We start from the raw sequence: 625 nt of genomic DNA, 5'->3' as shown, positions 1-625 counted from the left end.
CTCGATTTTCCCGTTGGTTTGTGGCCGGTAGGGCCGGGTCCGCCGGTGCTTAACGCCTAGGTCTGCGCAGGCCTGTTTCCACGCGTGTGAGCGGTAGCAGCCGCCGTTGTCAGACAAGACGGCCTCGACAATGACCCCGCGGTCGCTGAACCAACCGACAGCGCGGCGCAACACCGCTACCGCGGTGTCAGCGGTTTCATCGTCGTGAATTTCGGCGTAGGCCACGCGTGAGTGGTCATCGACAACGGTGTGGACATAGGCGTGCCCGAGCAGCGGCTGGTGATATCGGCTGCGCTTGGTGCCAGACATCAGGTGCCGGTTCTTCTGACCTTGGGACCGTCCCACGAATCGCCAGCCGCCACCGGTGGGGATGTTGCCCAGTTTCTTCACATCAACGTGGATCAGTGCACCGGGGTGGTCGTGTTCGTAGCGGCGGATCGGCTCACCGGTGCGGATATCAATGTGGGACAACCGGTTCAACCGGCACCGCACCAACACTGCGTGCACCGTCGACGCCGACATTGACAGCCGCGAGGCGATCGCCAGCGGAGAGAGCCGATGACGCCACCGCAGGTGCACGATCTTGCGTACCAGCTCCTGCGATGTGCGGTTCGGGCTGTGATGA

The 625-nt window shown here is 63.4% G+C and carries 1 protein-coding gene; it reads right to left on the bottom strand.

Annotated elements, in window-relative coordinates; all coding sequences use genetic code 11:
• Positions 1-625: DDE-type integrase/transposase/recombinase (locus CQY20_RS34020; RefSeq protein ID WP_133119215.1), on the bottom strand; the 625-nt coding region annotated here is incomplete at both ends.

The sequence above is a fragment of the Mycolicibacterium agri genome, from assembly GCF_002553505.1.
Lineage (GTDB): Bacteria > Actinomycetota > Actinomycetes > Mycobacteriales > Mycobacteriaceae > Mycobacterium > Mycobacterium agri.
This window is presented reverse-complemented; position numbering and strand designations above follow the sequence as displayed.